Raw genomic sequence first — 26,076 nt, 5'->3', positions numbered from 1 at the left:
CCGCCGTTGATCATGAAGTTGTTGCCACCGGCCTCGGCGTGTCGTGACAACAACTTCATGATCAACGGGCCGGCGGGGCGGCGGGGCGCGCCGGTGGGGGCGGCGGGGTCGGGATGGGTTGTGGGGTGGGCCACAGCGGGGCGTCGGGACGGGGTTGGTTACTGACGAGTAGCATTCCGGGTGACGTGCCCCGCCCGGCCGACCCCCGTTCGGTCCGGAGCGCCGCCCAGCGGCGCGGAGGCCGAACTGTGGTCGAGTAGGAGGCTCAAGTGCCCCGTGAAGTTCGGGATGTCGTCTTCGTCGACGGCGTCCGTACCCCATTCGGCAAGGCGGGTGGCATGTACGCCAACACCCGCGCCGACGACCTGGTGATCCGCTGCATCCGGGAACTGCTGCGCCGCAACCCGCAGCTCCCGCCGGAGCGGGTCGAGGAGGTCGCCATCGCCGCCACCACCCAGATCGGCGACCAGGGCCTCACCATCGGCCGCACCGCCGCTCTGCTGGCCGGGCTGCCGAAGACCGTCCCCGGCTTCGCCATCGACCGGATGTGCGCCGGCGCGATGACCGCCGTGACGACCGTGGCCAGCGGCATCGCCATGGGCGCGTACGACGTCGCCATCGCCGGCGGTGTCGAGCACATGGGCCGCCACCCGATGGGTGAGGGCGTCGACCCCAACCCGCGCATCATCGCCGAAAAGCTTGTCGACCCGTCCGCGCTGGTCATGGGCGCGACCGCGGAGAACCTGCACGACCTGGTCCCGCACATCACCAAGGAGCGCACCGACGCGTTCGCGCTCGCCTCGCAGCAGAAGACCGCCAAGGCGTACGCCAACGGCAAGCTCCAGGACGACCTGGTGTCGATGTCCGTCCGCGACGCCGAGGGCGCCTGGGGCCTGGCAGCCGTGGACGAGGCGCCCCGGGACACCTCGATGGAGAAGCTCGCCACCCTCAAAACCCCGTTCCGCCCGCACGGCAAGGTCACCGCGGGCAACGCGGCCGGCCTGAACGACGGCGCCACCGCGAGCCTGCTCGCCGACGAGGCCACCGCCCGCGAGCTGGGCCTGCCGGTCGCCATGCGGCTGGTGTCGTTCGGCTTCGTCGGGGTGGAGCCCGAGGTGATGGGCGTCGGCCCGATCCCGTCGACGGAGAAGGCCCTGCGTCTGGCCGGGCTCAGCATCGACGACATCGGCCTCTTCGAGCTGAACGAGGCGTTCGCCGTGCAGGTGCTCGCCTTCCTCGACCACTTCGGCATCGCCGACGACGACCCGCGGGTCAACCCGTGGGGCGGCGCGATCGCCATCGGCCACCCACTCGCCTCGTCCGGCGTACGGCTGATGACGCAGCTGGCCCGCCAGTTCGCCGAGCACCCCGAGGTCCGCTACGGCCTCACCGCCATGTGCATCGGCATCGGCATGGGCGGCACGGTCATCTGGGAGAACCCGAACTGGGAGGGTGACAAGTGAGCGCGAGGAGTGAGCCGGGCCTGCGAGCCCCGCAGTCGCGAACCGAAGGTGGCACTGTGCAGGCAGCGAACGAGGTCGTCACGAAGGCGCTCCTGCGTCAGGTGAACGTGCCGGGGCTGGACCGGCCCGCCGCGCTGATCACCCTGGACAACGGCTTCGACCACACCAAGCCGAACACCTTCGGCCCGGCCGGCCTGGCGAGCCTGGACGAGGCGATCAGCGCCGCGCTCGCCGCCGACCCGGCGTTCATCGCGGTCACCGGCAAGCCGTACATCTTCTGCGTTGGCGCGGACATCGTCGGCCTGCCGCAGCTCGCCGACCGCGCGCAGGCGCTGGAGATCGGCCGGCTCGGCCACCGGGTCTTCGCCCGCCTCAAGGACAGCGCCGTGCCCACGTTCGCGTTCGTCAACGGCGCGGCCATGGGTGGCGGCCTGGAGCTGGCACTGCACTGCCACTACCGGACGCTCTCCGGCGGCGCGGCCGCGCTGGCCCTGCCCGAGGTCTCCCTCGGCCTGGTGCCCGGCTGGGGTGGAACGCAACTGCTGCCGAACCTGATCGGCATCCCCGCCGCCACGCAGGTGATCATCCAGAACCCGCTGATGCAGAACAAGATGCTCAAGCCGAAGCAGGCCGCCGAGATGGGCATCGCGGACGTGCTGCTGGAACCGGCCGACTTCCTGGAGCGCTCGCTCGAATGGGCCGCCGGTGTCGTGCGCGGCCAGGTCACGGTGACCCGGCCCGAGGTCGACAAGGACATGTGGGCGGGCGTGCTCTACTTCGCCCGGGAGACGCTGAACCAGCGGCTGCACGGCGCGGTTCCGGCCGCCTACAAGGCGTTGGACCTGTTGGAGACGGCGAAGGACGCCGACTTCGCCACCGGTACCGCGGCCGAGGACGAGGCCCTCGCGGACCTGGTCTTCTCCGAGGAGCTGCGCAGCGGCCTGTACGCGTTCGACCTGGTGCAGCGGCGGGCCAAGCGGCCGGCCGGCGCACCGGACAAGGGCCTGGCCCGCCCGGTCACCAAGGTCGGCATTGTCGGGGCCGGCCTGATGGCCAGCCAGTTGGCGCTGCTGTTCGCCCGTCGTCTCCAGGTGCCGGTCGTCATGACCGACCTCGACCAGGCCCGGGTGGACAAGGGCGTCGGCTACGTGCACACCCAGATCGAGAAGGCCGTCACCAAGGGCCGCATGGACAAGGGTACGGCCGCCAAGCTGTACGGCCTGGTCAGCGGAACGGTCGACAAGAGCGCCTTCGCCGACGCCGACTTCGTCATCGAGGCGGTCTTCGAGGACCTGGGCGTCAAGAAGCAGGTGTGGGCGGAGCTCGAGAAGATCGTCTCGGCGGAGGCGGTGCTCGCCACCAACACCAGCTCGCTGTCGATCACCGAGATGGCGGCGGAGTTGGAGCACCCGGAGCGGGTGGTCGGCTTCCACTTCTTCAACCCCGTGGCCGTGCTGCCGCTGTTGGAGATCGTCCGGGGCGAGCGCACCGACGACGCCACTCTGGCCACCGCGTTCGCGGTGGGCAAGCAGCTCAAGAAGTCGAGCGTGCTCGTCAAGGACGCTCCGGCGTTCGTGGTGAACCGGCTCCTCACCCGCTTCCTGGGCACCGTTTTCGCGGCCGTGGACGCCGGCACTCCGCTGGACGTCGCGGACAGCGCCCTGGACCCGCTGGGCCTGCCGATGCGGCCGCTCGCCCTGCTCCAGCTCGTCGGGCCGGCCGTGGCGTACCACGTGGGAGGCACCCTGCACGCCGCGTACCCGGACCGGTACGGCGTCAGCGAGAACCTCAAGCGGATCGCCGACTCGGGTCAGCCGCTCGTCGTCGACGACCAGGTCAACGCCGAGGTCGCCAAGCTGCTCGTGGTCGGCGACCAACCGCTCACCGCCGAGCAGGTACGGCAGAACGCCCTCGACGCGCTCGCGCAGGAGATCCGGCTCATGCTGGACGAGGGCGTGGTCGCCGAGGCGCAGGACATCGACCTGTGCATGATCCTGGGCGCCGGCTGGCCGTTCCACCTGGGCGGCGTCACGCCGTACCTGGACCGGACCGGCACCTCCGAGCGGGTCACCGGCCGGCGGTTCCTGCCGCGCGGGGCGGCGAGCCTGCCCGCCTGACCGATCAGCTCCACCGTCGCGGTGGCCGGGCCGTCCCTCGTGGACCGGACCGGCCACCGCGGCCGTTTTCTGGGGTCGCGCTGACCGGCGCGACCTGGCGGGTACCGCACCGGTGGCCTCGCCGGGATACGATCACGCGTTTCGCACCCCATCCTGGAGCTGACTGATGTCCCAGCCACCGGCCAATCCCTTCGGCCCTCCGCACGACTCCCCCACCCCGCCCCAGCAGCCGGGCCAGCCGGCCCCGTACCAGCCGGGGCCGCCGGCAGCGGAGCAGCAGCCCGGCCCGCCGCAGCCCGGGTGGCCGCAGCAGCAGGGCTTCCCGCCCCCGCAGCCGGGCCAGCCCTACGGTGGCCCGCACCTGGCCGGTCCGCCGCCGAAGAAGTCGAACGTCGGCAAGATCATCCTGATCGTGCTGGCCGTCGTGCTCGTGCTCTGCCTCGGCGGCGCGGCGATCACCTGGTTCGCGGTCAAGGACGATGTCGGCGACGTCGTCGACGCCGCCAAGACCCGGGTCGTCGCGCCGGCCACCCTCGCCGGGCGGACGAAGAACACCGACCCGCAGTTGCAGACGGTCGCCGACCAGATGGTCACCCAGATGAAGGCCGAGGTGCAGAACGAGACCAGCACGGTCGGCGCGTTCTACGGCGATCCGACCAAGCAGGACCTCATCCTGATCGCCGCGGTGTCCGGCGTGATGGCCGACCCGAAGAAGGAACTGGACGAGGCGGTGACCGGGCTCTCCAGCGAGCTGTCGGTGACCAACATGGCGGCGGTCGAGGCGGGGCCGCTGGGCGGCGACGCGCGCTGCGGCGACGGCAAGGCCGAGAGCGTGCCGCTCGGCGTCTGCGTCTGGGCCGACCGGGGCAGCGTGGGCCTGGTGGTCATGTACTTCAAGACCGCCGACGAGGCCAAGGCGGAGTTCGTCGGCGTCCGGGGTCAGATCGAACAGCGCTCCTGAAGAAGAAATGTACGACCGGGCCCCGGCCACCCTCGGGTGGCCGGGGCCCCTCCGTCGTGTTGATCGCTGATCAAGTGGATGTCCATTACGGACGCTTAGCGTCTGTCGCGTCATTGATGCCTGCATGAGTATTGGAGTACGACAGTGGGCTCAACAATCATCCGACGCGGTGTCGCCGCGGCGGCGGGCGTCCTGCTCGCGTCCGCGCTGCTGCCGATCGACGCGCAGGCCGCTCCCCCCGGTGCCAGGGTCGCCGAGGCGGCGAACGCGCTGCGGGCGAGTCTCGGCGCCGAGGGCATCGTCGAGATCGACCGCGACACCGCGACGCTGCGGCGGCTGGCTCGGCTCGACGGTTACCTGACCGGGACGAGCGCTGCCGCTCCCGAGCGGATCGCCCGCGACTATCTGGCGGCCCACCGCTCGGTCGTCGGCCTGACCGCCGCCGAGATCGCCGCCCTGCGGCTGCGCAAGGACTACGTCGACATTGAGGGCACCCACCACCTGAGCTTCGTGCAGCGCGTGAACGGGGTCGACGTCGTCGGCAACGGCCTCAAGGTGCACATCGCCAGGGACGGCCGGCTGGTCGCGGTCGACGGCGTGCCGCTGGCCGGGCTGCCCGCCACGCTCGGTGCGGCGCGCGTCGACGCCGTCGCCGCCCACCAGGCCGCGGTACGCGCCGTGTCGGGCACGACGGCCGCGACCGTGCGCTCCCGGACCACCTCGTCCGCGACCTTCTCCGACGGCGGTCGCTCCCGCCAGGTCGTCTTCAACACGAAGACCGGCCCGAGACTGGCGTGGGAGGTGATCGACATGGACGGGGGCTACCTGAGCGTGGTGGACGCGGCCGACGGCGGCGTCCTCTTCCAGCGGAGCATGGTGGCCAACCACCACGCGACGACGTGGCAGAACTACCCGGGCGCCCCGGTCGGCGGAACCCAGCGCACGGTCGACCTGACCAGGTGGTTGCCGTCGAACGCGACCAGGCTGGAGGGCAACGTCGGGCACGTCTACTCCGACGTGAACGCCGACAACGTCGCGCAGGCGTCGGAAGAGGTCACGCCGAACGCCGCGAGCAGCTTCGATTTCCCGTTCACGAACTTCTCCGACCAGGTCGGCGCCCCGTGTTCGGCGCAGCGGCAGTGCTCGTGGAATCCGGCGGTGCCGTACTCCTGGCAGACCAACCGCGAGCAGAACGCGGCGCAGCTCTTCTCCTTCCTGGGCACCTGGCACGACCACCTCGCATCCGCACCGATCGGTTTCACCCGGGCAGCCGGCAACTTCGAGGCGGTCGACGGTGACGCGGTGGTCGCCGAGGCGATGGACGGCGCGGACACCGCCAACGGTCTGCCGGACAGCGACCACGACAACAACGCCAACATGACCACCCCGCCGGACGGCATGGCGCCGCGCATGCAGATGTACCTGTTCGTCAAGTCGGCAAGCGTTCTCGCCGGCAACTCGGGAGACACCGCGGACATCCTCTACCACGAGTACACCCACGGACTGTCCGACCGACTGGTGGTCGACGCCAGCGGCAACTCGACGCTGATCAGCGCCCAGGCGCAGGCGATGTACGAGGCGTGGAGCGACTGGTACGGCCTGGACTACCTGGTCGACAGCGGTCTCGAGCGGGACGACGCCGTCGACGGTGACGTGCGCGAGGGCGACTACATCCTGGGCGGCCGTTCGGTGCGCAGCGAGGCGATGGACTGCCCGGTGGGCAGCACCGAGCAGGTGTGCGCCGGCAACCCCGCTGCGGGCTCGGGCGGCTACACCTACGGCGACTACGGCAGGATCCGCAACTCGTCGACCGTACCGGGCACCACCGAGCCGGAGATCCACGCCGACGGTGAGATCTGGGCGCAGACCCTCTGGGACCTGCGCGCCGCGATCGGCAGCCGCCTGGCCCGTTCCCTGGTCACCCGTGCGATGGAACTCTCCCCGGCGGACCCGTCCTACCTGGACATGCGGGACGCGATCCTGCTCGCCGACCGGGTCGTGAACCACGGCCGCGGGCAGCGGGACATCTGGCGGGTCTTCGCCGCCCGCGGCATGGGCGTGCACGCGAGTACGGACGGCGCCGGCGACACCACTCCGACCGAGGACTTCTCGGTGCCCCGGCGCTGACGCGCCAGCGTGGGTACGGCGGGACGTCACGACTGCGGCGTCCCGCCGTACCCGGGCCCTAGGCTGCCGGGATGTCCGGCCCCGCCGGTGTCGCCGCCCGCTCGGCGGCGCTGCGCAGCACGCAGAACTCGTTGCCCTCCGGGTCGGCGAGCACGACCCAGCCGGAGCCGTCCGGCCGGATCTGGTCGGCGACATGCACCGCGCCGATGCCGAGCAGCCGCTCGACCTCCTCGCCCCGGGTCCGGTCGGCGGGCTCCAGGTCCAGGTGCAGCCGGTTCTTCACGGCCTTGCCCTCGGGCACGGCGATGAACAGCACCTCCGGGCCACCCGGCGGCAGCAGCATCGCCTCCGGGTCGCCGGGAAGGTCGTCCGGCTGCATGGGGCAGTCGAAGACCTGCGACCAGAAGCCGGCCAGGGCGTACGTGTCGCGACAGTCGAAGCTGATGTTGTGGATCGTCGAACTCACAGTGGTCCTCCACGAGAGTGGCGTGGCACGGGGAACGTCGCCTCCGGGACCCTCAGCCGACGCGGACCCGGGGCGCGGAGTCATGCTTGGTGGACATCGACGCACCCCCTCTCGTCTCGGGCTGACGCGGCGATCCTGCCGGCGTCCGGGGATGCGCGCAACCGCATTCTCACCCGCTGATGGCCACCGGACCGGGCACCGCCGGGGCGTCCACCGCCGGCAGGGTGACGGTCACCTCCAGGCCACCGCCGGGCTGGGCGACCACCCGGACCGTACCGCCGTGCGCCTGGCAGACCGCGCGGACGATGGACAACCCCAGGCCGGAGCCGCGCGCGCCGGTACGCTCCCGGCCGCCGCGCCGGAACGGCTCGAACAGCCCGGGCACGTCGGCCTGGTCCACCTCGAAACCGGTGTTGCCGACCACCAGCCACGAGCGGTCGCCGTCGGTGCCCGTCCGTACCCAGAGCCGCCCGTGCAGGTGGTTGTAGCGGACGGCGTTCTCGATCAGGTTGCCGGCCAACCGGTCGAGCAGCCCCGGGTCACCGATCACCGGCGCGGCCTGAAGTGACGTCTGTACCCGCAGGCCGATCCGCTCGACCTCGCGGCGCATCGCGGACAGCGCGTTGGCGGTGCCCGTCGCCAGGTCGCACTCGCTGCGCCGCCCCAGCCGCCCGCCGGCCTGGGCCTCGCTGCGGGCCAGCACCAGCAGCGCGTCCACCAGGCCGTTCGCCCGCTCCGAGGCGTCCCGGACCACGGTCGCCATCCGGCGGTACTCGGCGGCGTCCGCGTCGTCGTCGCTGAGCGTCACGTCGATCTCGGTCCGCATGACGGCGAGCGGGGTACGCAGCTCGTGCGAGGCGTTCGCCACGAAACGCCTCTGCGCCTCGAACGCGGACGCGATCCGGTCCAGCATCGCGTCGAACGTCTTCGCCAGCTCGGCCACCTCGTCGTCCGCGCCCGAGTAGCCGATGCGCTGGTCCAGGGTCGCCTCGCCGAGCCGTTGGGCGGTCGCGGTGACCTGGTGCAGGGGTCGCAGCGCCCGGCCGGCCACCGCGTACGCGCCGGCGACCCCCACCACGCTGATCGCCAACAGCGCGACCAGCCCCTTGGCCAGCAGCTCCCCGGAGGCGGCGTCGACGAGTTCGCGCTGCCACTGGGCCGCGTCCATCCTGCCGCCGTCGGAGAGCAACACGGTCGTGCCGGGCAGCAGCTCATCGGTGGGCCGCAGCGCGTCACGGACCAGCAGCCAGGCCAACACCACCAGGATCGCGCCCGCGCCGACCAGCAGCACGCCGTTGAGCAGCGTCAACCGCAACCGTAGGGTGGGCCGCAGCCGCCCCGGCCGGCTCACGGCAGCACCTCGGCCGTGCGGTAACCCGCCCCCACCACCGTCTCGATCAACGGCGGATCGCCGAGCTTCTTCCGCAAGGTCATGACGGTCACCCGGACGATCGTGGTGAACGGGTCGGTGTTGGCGTCCCAGACCCGCTCCAACAGCTCCTCGCTGGACACCACCGCGCCACGGGCCTTGAGCAGCTCGCTGAGCACGCCGAACTCCTTGTTGGTCAGGTCCACCGGCACACCGGCGCGGGTGGCGACCCGGCGGGCCGGGTCCAGCACCAGGTCGGCCAGTTCGAGCACCGGCGGCGCGGCCGGGGTGGCCCGCCGGCCCAGCGCCTGCACCCGGGCGACCAACTCGTCGAACGCGAACGGCTTGGGCAGGTAGTCGTCCGCGCCGAGTTGCAGCCCCTCCACCCGGTCGGCCACCGTGCCGCTCGCCGTCAGCATGAGCACGCGGGTCAACGCACCGGAGGCGGCGAGGTCGGCGCAGATCTGGTCGCCGTGCACGCCGGGCAGGTCACGGTCGAGCACCACCACGTCGTACCGGGTGACGAACGCCGCCTCATGGCCGGCGTCGCCGTCGTACGCCACGTCGACCGCCATGCCCCGCTTGCGTAACCCGCGCGCGATCGCGTCGGCGAGGTTGCGCTCGTCCTCCACCACCAGTACCCGCATGCCGGCCTCCTCGCTGCTGACCACCGACAACCTAGTGCCGGCGGGCAACCATCCTCCCTCGCCGACCGCCGGGACCCGCCGACGGTCAGCGGGGCAACCGCCACACCCCGAACGCGGCGTCCCGACGGCGGCAGAGCAGCAGGCCGGCGGCGGCCCGGCAGTCCCCGGCGGCGTCGCGCAGCACGTCCAGGACGCGCACCGTGCCGCTGCGGACGTCCAACTCGGCGACGACCAGGCCGCCGTCGGGGTGGCGGCGTACGCCGATCAGCGGTTTGTCGACGTCGTACCGGACGATCTCCCAGCGACCCAGCCTCGCCAGCACCCGACCGGTCGGCGGATCGAGGACGACGAGATCCTCCGCTCCCGGCCCGGCGCTGCTCACCTCGGTGGCCAGCAATCGGTCGGCGTACGGCCAGACCCAACCCCAGCGGTCGTCGGCCCATCGTGGCTCACCTGTCGCGGCGTCGACCGTCCGCATCCCGCCGGACTGGCTCTGCAGGCACAGGAGGACGCCGCAGGCGGAGACGTACGTCTCCCCGACGGCAGGGATCTGCCAACGCCGGTCCAGGTGGTCCAAGCCGTACGCCGTCATGACGGACGGTGATCCGTCGACGGTGACCAGCAGGTCGTCCACCACCTGCATGACGCGGGGTGTTCCACCGGGAGGCACGGGCAGGTTGGCGCGGGCCCGCACCGTTCCGGTGGTCGCATCGCGGACCTCGAACTGCCCGTTCCCGCGCAGGAGCACCAACCGGTCCACCCATCGCTCGCCGTCGCGCGGGGTGAGGTCGGCACCCGCCTCGACGGACGCCTGCCAGCGCACGGTGCCGCAGCACGCGTCGACGGCGCGCAGGGCGCCCACGGCCTCGTTCTCGGTGGACCACAACAGGATCGCGCCGTCGGGCAGGAGGATGGGCCTTCCCGGTTGCTGCCAGCGGTACGCGCCGGTCCGGGGATCCAGCGCGATCGTGAGCGTCCCGGCGCCCTCCGAACCGGTCTCGTACCCGATGGCCAGCAGCGTGTCCCCGTACCGTGCGACACCCCAGTACCGGCCCTCGGCCGGCAGCGACGTGCGCCAGGCCGGCGTGCCCCCGGGCAGTCGGGTGGCGGTCAGCGTCCGCTGCCGCGTCGCCCCGATCGGCTCGACGAGGAAGACGACGTCGTCGAAGAGGACCGCGTCGGCGCCGGCGGTGGCCGGTAACGTCGTACCCACGCGCCGCGGATACGGCGTCGACGTGGCGAGGCCGACGAGCACCAGCAGCGCGACGAGCGCGGCGCGGGTCCGGCGTCCCCGCCCCGACGGTGGGCGGGGCAGCGGATCGGGGTCCGGTCCGTGCCGCAGCTCCCCGAGGTCGATCACCGCGTCGGTCACCGGGACAACCTCCAGAGGGCCGTCGAGCCGTCGAGCCGTCGGCAGAGCAGGACGAGCCGCGCCGCCTGACACCCGCCCACCACGCCCGGCAGGACGTCCAGGATCCGCGTCCGCCCGGCGTCGAGGTCCAACTCGGCGACGACGAGCCGGCCGTCGGGCGTCGGGCGTACGCCGAGCAGCGTGTCCTCGCGGCGTACCTGGTCCACGAGCTGCCACCGGCCCAGCTCGGCACGTTCCCGCCCGGTCCGCGCGTCGCGCACCGCGTACCGCTGCTCGGACGCGGCCACCAGCAGCCGGTCCCGCCGGACGTCCACGAGCGTGTCCGGTCCCGAATCGGACCAGCGGACGACGCCGGTGGCGGGGTCGATGGTCTGGATACCACCGGTCTGCTGGACCGTACACAGCAGATCGGCGCACGGGACCGCCCAGGCGACCAGCGACGCCGGGGACGTCCAGACCCGCTGCATCGCGGGCAGCCGGAAGGCGACCAGCTCGGTGCTGCCGGGCGGAACGAGCAGCACCAGGTCGTCCACCACCTGCAGCCGCTGGAACGCCGAGCGGTCACCGGGCAACGTGTCGACGCTGTGCAGCAGGTCTCCGGTGTCGGCGTCGTGCACCTGCACCTCGCCGGTCGGCTGGACGAACACCACCTGGTCGACCTGCCCGTCCCGGCGGTGGAATTCGGTGCCGCCGAACGGCACGGGCACCGACCACAGGAGTCGACCGGTGTCGGGTGCCACCCGACTCACCGTGCCCAGCCCGTCGCCCGTGTCGTTGGCGAGGAGCATGCCCCCGTCGGTGGCCCGCTGGGCGATCCCCGGTTGACGCCAGCGCCGCTGGCCCGTCTCGGCGTCGAAGGCGGTGGTCTCCAACACACCGCTCGCGACGTTGACGCCCACCGCCAGCAGCATTCCGCGTTGGATCCACACGGTCACGTAGTCACCGCTGCGGTCCAGCGGCGCCCGCCAGCGACGCCGTACGCCGTCCCCGCCCGTCGGCCCGGCCTGGTCGTAGACGCTCAGGTACCGGTCGCCGTTGGGCGTGGACGCGTCGACCACCACGACGCCGTCCTCGGTGAGGTACGCCGAAGCGCCCGGCGCGGTCGGCACCGACGTGACGATGCGTTGCCGGACCGGTGTCGCGCCGGCGAGGGTGACGAGAGCCAGCAGCAGCACGGCCACGCTGCGCAGGGGGCGGCCGGCGGCGCGCGGTGGGCGGGCCGGTGGCGGCAACGACGAGGGCTCGTCCCGGATCTCGCCCAGCTCGATGATCGACAACGACCGTCCCTCCATCGCCGGCGCAACCGACCGGGTGTGACCCGGCAAACCGGCCGTGGGCGCACCGGCCCGGCAAAAGCGACGCATCCTCGCCTGTACGATGGCGCGTCGTGGCTGTGCCGGTGGTAGACCCCTCGCTGAATTCCGTGACCGAGCCCGCGTCGGACCAGGTCGAGCCGACACGGCGGCCTCGACGCCGTCCGGCCCGAGCCGACCTGCTGGCCCTCGGAGCCTATGTGCTGCTGGGCGTCTTCGTCTGCCTCAACTACTGGGGGGACGTGACCGGCCGGGTCTCGTCGCACCTGCCCACCGACCACAGTTGGTTCGAGTGGCTGTTCGCGCACGGCGCGTACTCGGTGCGGCACCTGGAGAACCCGCTGTTCACGGCCCGGCAGAACGCCCCGGACGGGGTGAACATGATGGCCAACACCTCGCTGCTCGGGGTGACGCTGCCGCTGGCCCCGCTCACCATGCTGCTCGGCCCGCAGGTGATGTACGCCCTCTACCTGGGCGGGGCCCTGGCCGCCACCGCCGGCACCGCGTACTGGATGCTCTCGCGGCACCTGGTGCGCTCGCGGGCGGCGGCCTTCGTGGGCGGGGCCTTCCTCGGCTTCGCGCCGGGCATCATCCACCACGCCAACGGCCAGCCCAACTTCGTCTCCAACTTCCTGCTACCGCTGATCGTGGTGCGGGTGCTGCGCCTCGGCGAGCCGGGCCGGTGGCGGCGCAACGGGCTGGTGCTCGGCGCGCTGGTGGCGTACCAGATCTTCATCAACGAGGAGATGCTGCTGCTCACCGCGCTGGCCTGCCTGGTCGTCGTGCTGGCGTACGCGGTGCAGCGACCCCGGGCGATCCGCGCCATGGCCGGGACGTTCGCGGCCGGGCTGGGCGTGGCCGGTGGGGTGGCCCTGACGCTCACGGCGTACCCGATCTGGTTCCAGTTCGACGGCCCCCAGTCCTACCGGGGCCTCCAGGGTGGCGTCTTCCACAACTGGGGCGAGGACCTGGTCGCCTTCGTGACCTTCGCCCGGGACACCTGGGCGGGTAACCCGGAGGTGGAGAAGACGATCGGGCTGACCGAGCAGAACACCTGGTTCGGCTGGCCGCTGGTGCTGGTCTCGCTGGTGGCTCTGGTGCTGCTCGTCCGCCGCTCGCTGGCCGCCCGGATCGTCGCGGTGCTCGTCGTGGTGTTCACCGTGGCCTCGATCGGGCCGTGGGTGCGTTTCGACGGCGTGGAGACCGACATCCCCGGCCCGTGGTCCTACGTGTCGGACGACCTGCCGCTGGTCGAGATGATGATGCCGACCCGGCTGGCCCTGGTGGTCGCCGCCGCGGTGGGCGTACTGCTGGCGCTGTTCTGCGAGGCGGCGTCCCGCCAGGCCCGCGCGGGCGTCGCGCCGGCCCCGCGCGCCGGGGAGCCGGCCACCGCGCCGGTCGCCCCGCGCCGACGGTGGCTGCGCCCCCTGGGGTACGCGGCGGTCGCCCTCGCCCTGCTGCCACTGTTCCCCCGGCCGCTGCCCGCACAGCAGATCGACCCGCCGCCGCACTTCATCACGGCGGGCGGCTGGCGGCCGTACGTGCCGGCGGGCCGGACCCTCGTGCCGGTGCCGATCCCGAGCAACGTGCACGGTCTGCCGACGCTGCGCTGGAGTGCCCTGACGGGGCAGGAGTTCCCCATTCCGGGCGGCTACTTCATCGGCCCGAACGAGCTGGGCGAGGGTGTCTTCGGCGCGCCGAACCGACCGACCAGCAGCCTCATCTACTCCACCATGGACAAGGGCGCCGTCCCGGTCCTCACCGACGAGAACCGGCGGCAGGCCGTCGAGGACCTGCGGTTCTGGCGGGCGTCGGTGGTGGTGCTCGGCGCCCACCCGCGTGAGGCGGTGCTGCGCGAGCTGGTCACCGCGCTGCTCGGGCCGCCGCAGCGGGTCGACGACGTCTGGATCTGGGACGTCCGCGCCCTGGTGGGCTGATCAACCGACGAGGGGCCGTACGTCCCACATCCACCCGCCGTCGACCGGGCGGCCCGCGCCGAGCAGGTCGTCGACGGTCCGCCGGACGGCGTCGCCGTTCGGCAACCGACCGAGCACCACGACCGCCGCTCGCCAGTGCCGCAGATCCTCGACGGCCTGGCGGCGGTCGGCCGCGCTCAGCACCGGTGTCGCGCCGGTCTCGGCGACCCGCCGCAGCAGCACGGCGGTGGGCCGGTCCGGGGCGCCCCAGCGGGCCGCCGGGTCGTCCGGCCCGCTGGGCCCGATGAAGTACCCGCCCGGGGCGTCGAACGACAGCCCGGTACGCGCCGACCAGAACATGACCGGGCTCAGCGCGGCGCCGGTGACCGGGGGCACCGCCACCACGGTCCGCCCGGGCGGCACCAGCGGTCGCCAACCGTCAGCGGCGACGAAGGCCGGCACGGGCGGGACGGGAACGACCCGGATCGGTGTCGGCGTCAGGGGCAGCAGCGCGGCGGCCACCGCCGGCACCCACACCAGCCGCACCGGCAGTCCCGGCACGGCCGTCCGGCGGGCCCCGGCGACGCGGTCCACGAAGAGCGCCACCAGGACGCCGAGCACGGGCACGCAGACCAGCGCGAACCGGGCCGGCACCGCGAGGTCGAGCAGCGGCAGCCCGGCGACGAGCCGGTACGGGCCCGGGATCCCGGTGGCGCTGCCGTCCAGCCGCAGGTCGGTGCCGAGCGACAGCAGGGCGAAGACCACACCGCAGCCGGCCAGCGCGCGGACCAGCGGTCGTCGCCACAGCCAGACCACGACCACGACCACGAGGACCAGCAGCCCGGGGCCGAAGAACGAGTTCTCCTCCGTCGGGTTCGGCGAGAGCAGGCCCGGCAGCCAGTCGTCCCCGAGGACGGTCTGCCGGGCCGACGCGGTGAACGACGCCGCGTCGAGCTGGAAGCCGTGCGCGGCGAACGCCATCCCGGTGTAGTGCTGCGGTCCGTGGAACTGGAACCACAGCGGGTACGCCAACAGCACCGCGCCCACCACGGCCGCCACCGCGAGCCGACCGCACAGGGCCGGCGCGAGACGACGGGCAGCGGCCCGGTCGGCCAGGGCGTAGCCCAGCGCGAAGACCCCGGCGGCGAGCACCAGGAAGACCAGCACCTCCTCGCCGATGAAGACCTGCCAGACGAGCAGCAGCCCGAGGACGACCCCGGGCCGCCACACCCCTGCGGAACGGGCGTCCGGACGGAACACCAGGGCGAGGATCGCCGGCAGCAGGAACTGGGCGGCCACGTGCAGGTGCGCGCCGGCCTGGGCGACCATGCCGGGGGCGAACCCGCAGACCAGCCCGCCGAGCGCCGCCGCGGAGCGGGCGGAGACGAGTCGACGACGCAGCAGCGCGTACCAGGCCGTGGCGGTGCCGGCGAGGCAGCCGACCACCGCCACGCAGAACGCCACCTGCGAGCCGAACAGCAACGTGACCGGGGTCAGCGGGACGCCCAGCCCGAGCACCGAGGTGTTCGCCATCAGGTTGACGCCGTACGGCGCGTTCAGGGCGGCGCTGAAGAGCGGGTTCTCCCCCGCGACCACGGTGTGCGCCGCGTGGGCCAGCATCCACTCGAAGAGCACCTGGTCACCGGCCTGGTGGAACAGCCGCTGCGGGTGACCCCACTGCGCGCTGGTCAACAGCGTGGCCAGCGCCAGGTAGCCGGCGACCACCAGCGCGTCCGGCAGCCACGCCGCCCGTGGCGGGCGCGCGGCCGGGGAATCGGCCGTCGTCGTCGACCGCGCCGTTCCCGTGATCATCAGACCGAGCGGTCGGTCAACGTCCGGACATCCCACACCCAGACGTCCAGTTCCTGGCGGCCGGGACCGACCAGCTCCTCGACGGTACGGCGCAGCGGCTCGGCGTTCTGTTGGCGGATCGGGAGCACGAGGATCGCCGCCCGCCAGTGCCGCAGCTCGTCCGTGAAGCGCCGGCGCTGCCGGTCGTCCAGTTTGGAGGTACGACCGGTGGTGGCCACCTCCTCCAGCAGTTGGCCCACCCCGCTGGGCCGGCCGCCGAACCGGCCCGGGTCACCGGTGTTGCCGTTGCGGGGGGCGAGGAAGTAGCCACCCGGGATCTTGAAGTCGAGGTTGGTGGCCGCCGCCCAGCGCATGCCGTGCGTGTTGCCCATGCTGGGCACCGGGATCGGCACGAGCGTCTGGTCCGGCCCGACGTACGCCCGCCACCGGTCGGCGGTGATGAACTCCGGCACGGGCGGCCGGGAGACCATCCGCAGCGGCATCGGAGCGATCGGTAGCAGCGCGAACGCCAGGCCGGCGGCGGTGAGCGTCCGGACGGTACGCCGGTCGGCCGGCCGCAGCGCCCAGGCCCGCTCGACGGCGATCGCGAGCAGCAGACCGATGACCACCGTGGTGATCAGACCGAACCGGGTCGGCACCACCGCGTCCAGCAGGGGCAGGTGCACCAGCAGCTCCCACGGCCCGGTGATCAGGTCCCGGTCCCACCAGGAGATCTGCTCGCCGAGCGAGAGCAGGGCGAAGAACGCGCCGGTCGCCGCGAGCGCCCGGACGATCATCTCCCGACGCAGCCAGACCACGACGCCGACGGCGAGCATCGACAGGCTCCAGCCGAAGAAGGCGTTCTCCTCCGAGTAGTTCGGCGCGAGGTTGACGTTGGCCCGCTGGTTGCCGCCGAGGGTGGCCGAGCCGGGCGCGAAGAAGGCGGCGATGTCGTTGCCGTAGTCCTGCACCGCGTCACTGAGCCCGTGGTACGCCATCGGCCCGGCGAACTGCACGTACAGGGGGTACGCCAGCAGCGCCCCGGCCAGCAGCGCGCAGGCGGCCAGCCCGGCGGCCAGCGGTCGCCACGCGGCCCGCCAGCGGGCCGGCTCCTGGACCACCACCGCGAGCAGGAAGATCCCGCAGGCCAGCGCCGTGAAGAGCAGGATCTCCTCGTTGATGAACGCCTGTGCGGTGACGAGCACCGCCAGCAGGAGGCCGTGACGGACCGGCCGGCGCGAGCGGGTCAGCACCAGGACCCGCCAGACGATGAACGGCAGCAGGAACTGGCTGATGATGTTCGGGTGCCAACTCGCGTGCGAGAGCATCGCCGGGGAGAAGCCGCAGAACCAGCCGCCGACGGCCGCCGCGAGCGGCGTACGCACGATGTGGCGGCGGAGCACCACGTACCAGGCCATGGCGGTGCCGGCAAGGCCGAGCGTCACCAGCACGACGAAGGACACCGCCGGGCCGAACAGCAGGGTCACCGGCACCATCGGGATGCCCAGCGCCAGCACCGCCGTGTTGGCCATCAGGTTGACGCCGTCGGGGTAGTTGAACTGCTCGGTGTAGAACGGGTACTCGCCGTGCAGCACCACCCGTACCGAGTGGGCGAGGAAGAACTGCACCTGAGCCGGGTCACCGGTGTAGAGCGACGCCACCCGGCCGGCCGGGTCCAGCCAGATCCGGCTGGTCACCCAGACGGCGGCGAGCAGGAACAGCGCGCCGACGGCCAGGTGCTGCCGACGCGGGGTCCAGCGGGCCCAACCGCGCCGACTCGGTTCGGACGCCGGAACCGTCCCGTCCGGCGCGGTGGTCTCCGACACAGTCGCGTCCGGAGCAGCCTCGTCCTGGTCCGGCGCTGCCTGGTCCGGCACGGCCCCGTGCGGCGCGACCCGCGACGGGTCGGCCTCCTCGGGCGGGGCCGAAACCGGCGCTGTCGTTTCGGGTGCGGTCGAGGTCGGGATGGCCGGGGCGGTGTCGACCCGGTCGGCCGGAGCGGCGGAATCGCCGGGCGCCCCGACGGACCTGGCCCGGGAAACGAGGGCGCGGGACTCGGCAGGCGTCACAGTCGGCGGAGTCTACCCGAGCGGCAAAAAGGCACTAAAGCCCCGGTGATGTCCATTGTGGTGGACGAGGAACCGGCCAGCGGCGGCGTGGCGTCGGACATCTCGTACTATGGCGCTTTCCGACAGCGACGGCGAGGCGATCGGGGGCGGATCAGGTGACTCCGGGCCGCCGGCACGGCAGGACGCTCGCCGTCCTGCTGACGGCGTTGTTGGTCAGCACCGCATGCGGTCCCGTCGCGGACCGCGCGCCTCGCGATCTGCGCGTGGGGTACGACAGCCTCGACGGCACGCTGGCCGTGTGGCCGCCGCGGGGCGATCTGTCCGGCGACGCCGCGGCGACGACGGCGGTCACCGAGGCGGTGCGCGACTGGCGGTCACCGGACGACGACCGGGCGCACCTGCCGTCGTCCGGCATCCTCTTCTCCGGACGCGTCGACGGCGCCCCGGTGGCCCTGGTCGCGGCCGACGTGCCGGGCGAGAGCGCGTCCTGGCTGCTCCAGCTCACGGCCGACGGCGGCCGGTACCGGATCGCCCGCGCCACCGAGTACACCGACCCCGGCTACCTGGTCTACTCCGACGTGCTGCCGGTGCAGACGGCCGGCGGCCGGCGCTACCTGGTCTCGGCCCGCGTGCAGCAGTTGCTCGGGCCGCAGGGGCGGGCGTTGGCCGTCACCGACGGCCTCAGCGCGCCGGTCGACGTGCCGGCCTGCATGGCTGTCGGCGTGACGGCGACGCTGCGCGCCACCGAGTCACTGCCCCGCGGCCGGGCCGCCGACCGCCTGCTCGACCTGGGCACCGGCACGACCGACCCGCGTTATCCACTGGTCCGGGACGAGTCCGGCGCCGGCCGGCGGGCGCTCACCGGCCTGGACACCTGCGTGCTGGCCGGCGAGCGGGGCCCGTTCGGCAGCATTCCGCGCCGGATCGGCGACCGGGACGCGCCGAAGTCGGTACCGACGTCCTGGCCGATGGCGAAGCTCTCGGTCCGGTCGCTCGGCGAGGTGGCCCTCGGCGGTGGCGAGCCGGCCGAGTTGCAGCAGCTCAGTTGGGACACCGACGCCGGCACGATGACCGCTGTCGTCTACCGGCCGGCGGACGGGAGCGCGCCGGTGGTGTCGCCGGCCGACCGGGCCACTCCGTTGCAGACGTACCAGCTTCCGATCCCCAACCAACCGCTGCTGGTGCTCAGTTGGCGGGCCACCCGGGACAGCTCGCTCTCGGTACCGCCCGGCACCCCGCTGCTGGTGGAACGCCCCGGCCTGGTGGTCGTGCCGGAGCCGTCCCGAACCCAGACCTACAGCCTCGCCAACACCGACAAAACCCACTACCGCTCAGTAAGCCCCCGCCGCTAACCCCACCCCCACCCCCACCCCGCCCCCCACCCCACCCCACCCGGTCGATCATGGACTTGTGGTGGGCATTAGGTGTGGATCCGCCTCTTTTGGGAGGCACCACAACTCCATGATCGACGGGGCAGGTGACGGGGTGGCGCGGACGCACGACGGCGGGCGGCCCCCCGGGGGGCGCCCGCCGTCGGGCGTCCGCGGGCTAGTTCTGGGCTGCCGTGTTGCTGGTGGGGGTCAGGTGGTCCGGGGTGGCGTCCAGGCGGGAGATCCAGCCGGTGACGTCCCGGGCCACGTCCTGCGCGGTCAGGCCGAGGTCGGCGAGGATCTGCGCGCGGGTGCCGTGCGGGTGCCAGTCGGCCGGTACGCCCAGGTCCTTGAGCGGCACCCGGACGTCGGCGTCGCGCATCGCCTGGCCGAGAGCGTCGCCGACACCGCCGACGCGGACGCCGTCCTCGACGGTGACCACGAGCCGGTGGCGGGCGGCCATGTCGACCAGCTCGGCCGGGACCGGACGTACCCAACGGGGGTCGACGACGGTGACGCCGTAACCGTGCTCGGCGACCCGGGCGGCGACCTCCATGCCCATCTGGCCGAAGGAGCCGACGGCGACGAGCAGCACGTCGGTACGCGCCGACTCGGCCAGCACGTCGACGGTGCCGACCCGGCGCAGCGCCGGCAGGTCGGCGGCGACCGCGCCGGTCGGGAAGCGCAGGACGGTCGGGCCGTCGTCGGTGCCCACCGCCTCGCGCAGCTCCTCGCGGAGGGTGGTGGCGTCACGGGGGGCGGCGATCCGCAGACCGGGCACCACGCCGAAGACCGACATGTCCCAGATGCCGTAGTGGCTGGGGCCGTCCGGGCCGGTGATGCCGGCCCGGTCCAGTACGAAGGTCACCGGCAGCTTGTGCATCGCCACGTCCAGCAGAACCTGGTCGAAGGCGCGGTTGAGGAAGGTGGCGTAGACGGCGACCACCGGGTGCAGGCCACCGAGCGCCAGGCCGGCCGCCGAGGTGGCGGCGTGCTGCTCGGCGATGCCCACGTCGTACACCCGCTCGGGGTACTTGCGGGCCAGCTTGGCGATGCCGGTCGGCTCGGCCATGGCAGCGGTGATGCCCACCACGTCGGGCCGCTCGTCGGCGACGGCCAGCAGCTCGTCAGCGAAGACGTGGGTCCACTTCACCGAGGGTGCGGCCAGCAGCGTGCCGGTCTCCACGTCGAAGGCGCTGCTCGGGCCGTGCAGGCAGTCCGCCTCGTCCTCCTCGGCCGGGCGGTAGCCGTACCCCTTGCGGGTGACGGCGTGCACGATCACCGGGCCACCGAAGTTCTTCGCCGCGCGCAGGGCCGACTCGACGGCCGCGACGTCGTGCCCGTCCACCGGGCCGACGTACTTGATGCCCAGGTCCTCGAACATGGCCTGCGGGGCGACCGCGTCCTTGATGCCCTTCTTGACCGCGTGCAGCACCTCGTACATCGGCTTGCCGACCAGCGGGGTGGAGCCGAGGGCGTCCTTGACGGTGTCGAGGACCTTCTCGTAGCCCGGGTTGAGCCGCAGCGAGGAGAGGTGGTCGGCCAGCCCGCCGATGGTGGGCGAGTAGGACCGGCCGTTGTCGTTGACCACGATGACCAGCGAGTTGCCGGCGGTGGCGATGTTGTTGAGCGCCTCCCAGCACATGCCGCCGGTGAGCGCGCCGTCGCCGACCACGGCCACGACGCTGCGCTGCTCCCCCCGCAGGGCGTACGCCTTGGCGAGGCCGTCGGCGTAGGAGAGCGCGGTGGAGGCGTGCGAGTTCTCGATGAGGTCGTGCTCGCTCTCGGCCTGGCTGGGGTAGCCGGAGAGGCCACCGCGCTGGCGGAGCTTGTCGAAGCCGGCCTGACGCCCGGTGAGGATCTTGTGCACGTACGCCTGGTGGCCCGTGTCGAACAGGAGCCGGTCCCGGGGGGAGTCGAAGACGCGGTGCATGGCCAGCGTCAGCTCGACCACGCCGAGGTTGGGCCCGACGTGCCCGCCGGTGCGGGAGACCTTGGCGATCAGAAAGTCCCGGATCTCGGCGGCGAGCACATCCAGCTCTTCGCCGGACATCCGCTTGACGTCCTGCGGACCGCGGACCGTCTCCAGCAGCCGACCGTGGTTGGCCGTGTCCTCTTCAACGCTCATGACCGGAGAGTCTATCGGCCGTCCGACACTCCGCAGCCTGGCCCGAGCCGCTTTCGCCGGACCGGCCGGCTGAGCGCCTGGTCAGGGGCGAATCCGCCGCCGGTCGCTACGCGGCGGTCGGCGGGAGCAGCAGCCCGACGCACTCGACGTGCTGGGTCATCGGGAACAGGTCGAAGCCGCGCAGCGCCGCCAGCCGCCAGCCCAGGTCGGCGAAGGTGCGGACGTCCCGGGCGAAGGCCGCCGGGTCACACGCCACGTACGCGACCGCGCGCGGGCCGGCGGCGGCCAGGGCGCGCACCACCGGGGCGCCGGCGCCGGAGCGCGGCGGGTCGAGCACCACCACGTCGACCGGGCCGGTGATCCGTCGGCGGGCCAGCGCGGTCTCCACCCGGGCCGACACCACCTCGACGCGGGGCAGGTCGGCCAGGTTCTCCCGGGCGGCGGCGACGCCCTGCGCGGAGGCCTCCACCAGCGTCACCCGACCGGCCGCGCCGACGCGGGCGGCCAGCCCGGCGGCGAACAGTCCGGCGCCGCCGTAGAGGTCCCAGGCGGCCTCGCCCGGCCGCGGGTCGAGCAGCTCCAGCACAGCGGTGTTCAGCGTGTCGGCCGCCGCCGGGTGCACCTGCCAGAAGGCGGACGCGGGCAGCGTCCAGTCCCGCCCGGCGGCCACCTCGCGGACCTCGGTGGGCCCGCTCACCGGGGTGACGACCCCGTCGCGGACCTCGGCGACGCTCACGTCCCCGCCGCTGCTGGCGACGGTCTCCACCGCCTCGGCGGCCGGCCAGCTCGCGCCGGTCGGACCGAGCACCGCGAGCTGCTGGATGGCCGGGTGGGCGATGCGGCAACGGTCGATCGGCACGACCTCGTGCGAGCGGTGCTTGAGCAGGCCGGCCCGGTCCGCGGCGTCGACCGCGTAGCGGACCCGCGTACGCCAGCTGAGCAGCCCACCCGGCAGCGCCTCGACCCGGACGCCGAGCCGGTCCAGCTCGGCGTCGGTGAGCCCGCCGAGGCGGGTCAACTGCTCCCGCACGACGGCGGTCTTCCAGGCCAGTTGCGCGTCCGGGGCGACGTGTTGCAGGTCGCACCCGCCGCAGGCGCCCGGCTTCGCGTACGGGCAGGGCGGTTCCACCCGGTCCGGCGACGGGTCCAGCACGGTCACGGCGTCGGCCCGGACGAACCCGCGGTGCACCTCGGTGACCTCGGCGATCACCCGTTCCCCGGGCAGCGCGTGGCGGACGAACACCACCTGCCCGTCGACCCGGGCGACGCAGTGCCCGCCGGGGGCGACCGCGTCGACGGTCAGCTCGACCCGCTCCGCCTCGCCGAGGCCCCGCTCGGCCGTCGGTGTCACACCCGCGGTCGTACGCTCAGTCACGGCCGTCCCCCACCGTCTCGCCGCCCGCCGGACCCGCCTCGCCGGGCGCCGGCGCGGTCACCGCCGCCGGTACGGTGCCCCGGGGTCCACGCGCCGGCGTGTTGGAGAGGGTGGCGTCCAGCCGGTCCAGGTTCTTGCTGGCGGTCGAGGCGAGCTGCCACGGCACGCTGACCACCATGACCCCCGGTTCGAACAGCAGCCGGCCCTTGAGGCGCAGCGCGCTCTGGTTGTGCAGCAGGTTCTCCCACCAGCGCCCCACCACGTACTCGGGGATGAAGACGGTGACCACGTCGCGCGGCGACGTACGGCGGGTCGAGGCGACGAAGTCCAGGATCGGCCGGGTGATCTCCCGGTACGGCGAGTCGACCACGGTCAGCGGGATGGCCATCTCCCGCCGTTCCCAGTCGGCCTGCAGGTCGCGGGTGTCCTTCTCGTCCACGTTGACGGTCACCGCGGTCAGCGTGTCGGGTCGGGTGGCGCGGGCGTACGCGATGGCCCGCAGCGTCGGCTGGTGCAGCTTGCTGACCAGCACGATGGCGTGGTTACGGGCGGGCAGCACGCCCCGGCTCTCGTCCGGCGGGGTCAGTTCGGCGGCGACCCGGTCATAGTGCCGCCGGATGGCCAGCATCAGCGCGTAGATCACCGCCATCGCGGCGATCGCGATCCATGCGCCGAGCAGGAACTTGGTGATCAGGACGATCACCAGGACCGTGCCGGTCAGGCCCATGCCGAACGTGTTGATGGCCCGCGAGCGGTGCATCCGCTTGCGGGCCTCCGGGTCCCGCTCGGTGCGCAGCCGCCGGTTCCAGTGCCGGATCATGCCGGCCTGGGAGACGGTGAACGAGACGAACACCCCGACGATGTAGAGCTGGATGAGTCGGGTCACCTCGGCCTGGAACCCGACGATCAGCACAATCGCGAAGAGGGCGAGGAACGTGATGCCGTTGGAGAAGGCCAGCCGGTCGCCCCGGGTGTGGAACTGGCGGGGCAGGTAGCGGTCCTGGGCGAGGATCGAGCCGAGCACCGGGAAGCCGTTGAACGCGGTGTTCGCGGCCAGGAAGAGGATGAGCGCGGTCATCCCGGCCACCACGTAGAGCAGGATCGAGCCGGAGCCGAAGACCGTCTCGCCGAGCTGGGTGGTGACGGTCTTCTGCACGTACCCGTCGGGGCCCGAGACGATCTGCAGGGCCGGGTCCTCGACGAACTGCAGGTGGGTCAGCCGGGCCAGCCAGATGATCCCGACGAGCAGGCTCACCGCGATCACGCCCAGCAGCAGCAGTGTGGTGGCGGCGTTGCGGCTCTTGGGCGCCTTGAACGCGGGAACGCCGTTGGAGATCGCCTCGACGCCGGTGAGCGCGGCGGCGCCCGAGCTGAACGTCCGCAGCAGCAGGAAGACGAGCGCGAAGCCGGTCACGCTGTGCTCGGCCTGGATGACCAGGTCGGCGCTGGGCGCACGCAGGTCGTCGCCCAGGACGAAGACACGGAACAGACCGGTGAGCAGCATTCCGCCCATCACGATCACGAAACCGTAGGTGGGGATGGCGAACGCGGTGCCCGACTCGCGCAGCCCGCGCAGGTTGACGGCGGTCAGCAGGATCACCGCGAGGACCGCGATCATGACCTTGTGCGTGGCCACGAACGGAACCACCGAGCCAAGGTTCGCCACTCCGGAGGAAACGGACACGGCCACCGTGAGCACGTAGTCGACCAGCAGGGCGCTGGCCACCCCGATGCCGAACTTGGGGCCGAGGTTGACCGTGGCCACCTCGTAGTCGCCGCCGCCGGAGGGGTAGGCGTGCACGTTCTGTCGGTAGCTGGCCACCACCGTGAGCATCACCACGACGACCGCGAGGGCGATCCACGGGGAGAACACGAACGCCGACGCCCCGGCGATCGACAGGGTCAGCAGGATCTCGTCGGGCGCGTACGCGACGCTGGACAGCGCGTCGGAGGCGAACACGGGCAGCGCGATGCGCTTCGGCAGGAGGGTGTGCTGCAGGCGGTCGGACCGGAACGGTCGACCGAGGAGCAGCCGCTTCAGCAGCGAGGTGGGACTGGCCACGAACGCCAAGGGTACGACCACCACGGCGCGGACGCGGGGGTGGGCGATCACCACCGGTCCAACCGACGGGGTACGGTCGGTCCCGCTGTCGAGGAGGACATGGCAGGCTCGGACCCGGAGCAACCGGCAGCGGCAGCGGTACGCACCTTGGGAGGGACAGCGTGCACGTCGTGATCATGGGATGTGGCCGGGTCGGGTCGACCCTCGCCCACAGCCTGGAGTCCCGGGGGCACTCGGTGGCGGTGATCGACCAGGACGCCGACGCCTTCCGCCGACTCGGCCCCGACTTCGCCGGAATCACGGTGACGGGGGCGGGCTTCGACGGCGAGGTGCTCCGTCAGGCCGGCATCGAGCGGGCGGACGCCTTCGCGGCCGTCTCCAGCGGGGACAACTCCAACATCATCTCGGCGCGGCTGGCCCGCGAGACGTTCGGCGTGTCCCGGGTCGCGGCCCGGATCTACGACCAGCGCCGGGCGCAGGTGTACGAGCGCCTCGGCATCCCCACCGTGGCGACGGTGCGCTGGACGGCCGACCGGATGCTGCGGCACCTCGTACCCGAGGGCAACGTGGAGATCTTCCGCGACCCGACCAGCACCGTGTCGATCGTCGAGGTCCCGGTGCACCGGGAGTGGATCGGTCGCCCGGTGCACGTGCTGGAGGAGGCCTCGGGTGCGCGGGTGGCCTACCTGATCCGCTTCGGCATCGGCACGCTACCCACCGCGTCCACCCTCGTGCAGGAGGGCGACCAGGTGTTCATGCTGGTCAGCGACGACATCGTGGCGACGGTCACGGCGGTGGCGGCGACGCCGCCGGAAGGAGGGCACTGAGCCATGCGGATCGCCATCGCCGGCGCCGGCAACGTGGGTCGTTCGATCGCCCAGGAGCTGATCGAGAACGGCCACCAGGTGATGCTGATCGAGCGTCAGCCGAAGATGCTCCGGCCGGACCGGGTGCCCGCCGCCGAGTGGGTGCTCGCCGACGCGTGCGAGGTGGCCAGCCTGGAGGAGGCCAACGTCGCCGGCTGCGACGTGGTGGTCGCGGCCACCGGCGACGACAAGACCAACCTGGTGCTGTCGCTGCTGGCCAAGACCGAGTTCGCGGTGCCCCGCGTGGTCGCCCGGGTCAACCGGGCGGAGAACGAGTGGCTCTTCACCGAGCAGTGGGGCGTCGACGTCGCGGTGAGCAAGCCCCGGGTGATGGCCGCCCTGGTCGAGGAGGCGGTCACCGTCGGCGACCTGGTCCGGCTCATGACCTTCCGGCAGGGCGAGGCGAACCTCGTCGAGATCACCCTCCCGCCGACCGCCCCGTACGTCGGTCAGCCCCTGCACGCGGTGCCGCTGCCCCGCGACTCCGCCCTGGTGGCGATCCTGCGCGGCAAGCGCGTCCTGGTGCCCAGCCCGGACGACCCCATCGAGGCCGGCGACGAGCTGATCTTCGTCTGCACCGCCGAGGTGGAGGACGACGTGCGAGCGGTCATCCTCGGCCCGGACAGCGTCGAGCGGACCCGCGGCTCCCGCTGAACCCCCCTGC

Annotated in this window: 18 protein-coding genes; 8 read left to right on the top strand and 10 right to left on the bottom strand. The window is 72.7% G+C overall.

Annotated features, from left to right (window positions below; translation table 11 throughout):
* Positions 1-269 precede the first annotated feature (269 nt).
* The 4 genes from ACTFTM_RS09060 (at position 270) to ACTFTM_RS09045 (ending at position 6,668) form a co-directional block, all read left to right on the top strand.
* Positions 270-1,463: a thiolase family protein gene (locus ACTFTM_RS09060; protein ID WP_449565364.1), complete on the top strand. Its 1,194-nt coding sequence runs from the start codon at positions 270-272 to the stop codon at positions 1,461-1,463.
* A gap of 20 nt (positions 1,464-1,483) precedes the next feature.
* Positions 1,484-3,580 (top strand): 3-hydroxyacyl-CoA dehydrogenase NAD-binding domain-containing protein, encoded by a 2,097-nt coding sequence (locus ACTFTM_RS09055; RefSeq protein ID WP_449566584.1) that lies wholly within the window; start codon positions 1,484-1,486, stop codon positions 3,578-3,580.
* Between the two features lie 166 nt (positions 3,581-3,746).
* On the top strand, positions 3,747-4,541 hold the full coding sequence (locus ACTFTM_RS09050) for a hypothetical protein (RefSeq protein WP_449565363.1): 795 nt from the start codon (positions 3,747-3,749) through the stop codon (positions 4,539-4,541).
* Between the two features lie 144 nt (positions 4,542-4,685).
* On the top strand, positions 4,686-6,668 hold the full coding sequence (locus ACTFTM_RS09045; RefSeq protein ID WP_449565362.1) for a M36 family metallopeptidase: 1,983 nt from the start codon (positions 4,686-4,688) through the stop codon (positions 6,666-6,668).
* A gap of 58 nt (positions 6,669-6,726) precedes the next feature.
* On the opposite strand, the gene ACTFTM_RS09040 is transcribed toward ACTFTM_RS09045, so the two are convergent.
* From ACTFTM_RS09040 to ACTFTM_RS09020, 5 genes are all read right to left on the bottom strand, one after another.
* Positions 6,727-7,134 carry a VOC family protein gene (locus ACTFTM_RS09040; RefSeq protein WP_449565361.1) on the bottom strand — a complete coding sequence of 136 codons (408 nt, stop codon included), beginning with the start codon at positions 7,132-7,134 and terminating at the stop codon, positions 6,727-6,729.
* A 169-nt stretch (positions 7,135-7,303) separates the two neighbouring features.
* Entirely contained in the window at positions 7,304-8,485 is a 1,182-nt protein-coding gene (locus tag ACTFTM_RS09035; RefSeq protein WP_449565360.1) for a sensor histidine kinase, read from the bottom strand.
* Positions 8,482-9,150, bottom strand: a complete 669-nt coding sequence (locus ACTFTM_RS09030) for a response regulator transcription factor (RefSeq protein WP_355053305.1) — start codon at positions 9,148-9,150, stop codon at positions 8,482-8,484. The genes ACTFTM_RS09035 and ACTFTM_RS09030 overlap by 4 nt, the downstream gene beginning before the upstream one ends.
* A gap of 85 nt (positions 9,151-9,235) precedes the next feature.
* Positions 9,236-10,522 carry an outer membrane protein assembly factor BamB family protein gene (locus ACTFTM_RS09025; protein WP_449565359.1) on the bottom strand — a complete coding sequence of 429 codons (1,287 nt, stop codon included), beginning with the start codon at positions 10,520-10,522 and terminating at the stop codon, positions 9,236-9,238.
* Positions 10,519-11,799 (bottom strand): outer membrane protein assembly factor BamB family protein, encoded by a 1,281-nt coding sequence (locus tag ACTFTM_RS09020; RefSeq protein ID WP_449565358.1) that lies wholly within the window; start codon positions 11,797-11,799, stop codon positions 10,519-10,521. The genes ACTFTM_RS09025 and ACTFTM_RS09020 overlap by 4 nt, the downstream gene beginning before the upstream one ends.
* 146 nt (positions 11,800-11,945) lie before the next feature.
* On the opposite strand from ACTFTM_RS09020, the gene ACTFTM_RS09015 reads away from it, so the two are divergent.
* Positions 11,946-13,772 carry a hypothetical protein gene (locus ACTFTM_RS09015; protein ID WP_449565357.1) on the top strand — a complete coding sequence of 609 codons (1,827 nt, stop codon included), beginning with the start codon at positions 11,946-11,948 and terminating at the stop codon, positions 13,770-13,772.
* Here ACTFTM_RS09015 and ACTFTM_RS09010 read toward each other — a convergent pair whose 3' ends face one another.
* The gene (locus ACTFTM_RS09010) at positions 13,773-15,563 is read right to left on the bottom strand and encodes a hypothetical protein (RefSeq protein WP_449565356.1); all 1,791 of its coding nucleotides are present in this window, start codon (positions 15,561-15,563) and stop codon (positions 13,773-13,775) included.
* Positions 15,563-17,419: a hypothetical protein gene (locus ACTFTM_RS09005; protein ID WP_449566583.1), complete on the bottom strand. Its 1,857-nt coding sequence runs from the start codon at positions 17,417-17,419 to the stop codon at positions 15,563-15,565. The genes ACTFTM_RS09010 and ACTFTM_RS09005 overlap by 1 nt, the downstream gene beginning before the upstream one ends.
* 347 nt (positions 17,420-17,766) lie before the next feature.
* On the opposite strand from ACTFTM_RS09005, the gene ACTFTM_RS09000 reads away from it, so the two are divergent.
* Positions 17,767-18,963 carry a hypothetical protein gene (locus ACTFTM_RS09000; RefSeq protein ID WP_449565355.1) on the top strand — a complete coding sequence of 399 codons (1,197 nt, stop codon included), beginning with the start codon at positions 17,767-17,769 and terminating at the stop codon, positions 18,961-18,963.
* Between the two features lie 196 nt (positions 18,964-19,159).
* Here ACTFTM_RS09000 and dxs read toward each other — a convergent pair whose 3' ends face one another.
* The 3 genes from dxs to ACTFTM_RS08985 form a co-directional block, all read right to left on the bottom strand.
* Positions 19,160-21,109 carry a 1-deoxy-D-xylulose-5-phosphate synthase gene (gene dxs, locus ACTFTM_RS08995; RefSeq protein WP_449565354.1) on the bottom strand — a complete coding sequence of 650 codons (1,950 nt, stop codon included), beginning with the start codon at positions 21,107-21,109 and terminating at the stop codon, positions 19,160-19,162.
* A 106-nt stretch (positions 21,110-21,215) separates the two neighbouring features.
* Positions 21,216-22,484, bottom strand: coding sequence for a class I SAM-dependent RNA methyltransferase (locus ACTFTM_RS08990; protein ID WP_449565353.1), 1,269 nt, complete (start codon positions 22,482-22,484; stop codon positions 21,216-21,218).
* On the bottom strand, positions 22,477-24,546 hold the full coding sequence (locus ACTFTM_RS08985) for an APC family permease (RefSeq protein ID WP_449565352.1): 2,070 nt from the start codon (positions 24,544-24,546) through the stop codon (positions 22,477-22,479). The genes ACTFTM_RS08990 and ACTFTM_RS08985 overlap by 8 nt, the downstream gene beginning before the upstream one ends.
* A 161-nt stretch (positions 24,547-24,707) precedes the next feature.
* Here ACTFTM_RS08985 and ACTFTM_RS08980 point away from each other — a divergent pair, with 161 nt between their 5' ends.
* The gene (locus tag ACTFTM_RS08980; RefSeq protein WP_433537670.1) at positions 24,708-25,373 is read left to right on the top strand and encodes a potassium channel family protein; all 666 of its coding nucleotides are present in this window, start codon (positions 24,708-24,710) and stop codon (positions 25,371-25,373) included.
* A 3-nt stretch (positions 25,374-25,376) separates the two neighbouring features.
* The gene (locus tag ACTFTM_RS08975) at positions 25,377-26,066 is read left to right on the top strand and encodes a potassium channel family protein (RefSeq protein WP_355053285.1); all 690 of its coding nucleotides are present in this window, start codon (positions 25,377-25,379) and stop codon (positions 26,064-26,066) included.
* Positions 26,067-26,076 lie beyond the last annotated feature (10 nt).

The sequence above is a fragment of the Micromonospora sp. RB23 genome (genome assembly GCF_053585025.1).
The sequence above is the reverse complement of the archived record's forward strand: the minus strand, read 5'-3'. Positions and strand labels throughout refer to the sequence as shown.

What these genes read in the sequence shown, in the direction of transcription:
- ACTFTM_RS09050 (WP_449565363.1), top strand. Translation starts at nt 3,747, where the DNA reads ATGTCCCAGCCACCGGCCAATCCCTTCGGCCCTCCGCACGACTCCCCC.
- dxs (WP_449565354.1), bottom strand. Translation starts at nt 21,109, where the DNA reads ATGAGCGTTGAAGAGGACACGGCCAACCACGGTCGGCTGCTGGAGACG.
- ACTFTM_RS09030 (WP_355053305.1), bottom strand. Translation starts at nt 9,150, where the DNA reads ATGCGGGTACTGGTGGTGGAGGACGAGCGCAACCTCGCCGACGCGATC.
- ACTFTM_RS08975 (WP_355053285.1), top strand. Translation starts at nt 25,377, where the DNA reads ATGCGGATCGCCATCGCCGGCGCCGGCAACGTGGGTCGTTCGATCGCC.
- ACTFTM_RS09010 (WP_449565356.1), bottom strand. Translation starts at nt 15,563, where the DNA reads ATGATCACGGGAACGGCGCGGTCGACGACGACGGCCGATTCCCCGGCC.